This window comes from Acinetobacter sp. EKM10A (assembly GCF_011075215.1).
Lineage (GTDB): Bacteria > Pseudomonadota > Gammaproteobacteria > Pseudomonadales > Moraxellaceae > Acinetobacter > Acinetobacter baumannii.
The window spans coordinates 1-251 of record NZ_JAALLK010000055.1 but is presented as its reverse complement, the minus strand read 5'-3'; the positions used below and the strand labels follow the sequence as shown (position 1 = coordinate 251).

The following is a 251-nucleotide window of genomic DNA, read 5'->3' as shown; positions in this document are numbered from 1 at the left end:
ACAGGATCGGCTGCTGTTGCATCCAGAGTTGCTGTGATGAAGCCATTCGCAAGGTCAGCTGCAGTCACGGTGTAGTTAGTACCGTTAACATTGACCACTGTGCCATCAACTGCATCTGGTCCCAACGCCACTTGTGCATTGAAGCTGCCGTCTGTGCCTAACTCGTCTGCATTTAAGATACCGTCGCCATTTAAGTCTTCAGGAACCGTAATTGCTGTAATCAGGTCTTGTGGAGTTGTATCAATGGTTAA

At 48.2% G+C, this 251-nt stretch carries 1 protein-coding gene; it reads right to left on the bottom strand.

The window, feature by feature from the left end:
• Positions 1-251: hypothetical protein (locus G9371_RS19050; protein WP_165471312.1), on the bottom strand; the 251-nt coding region annotated here is incomplete at both ends.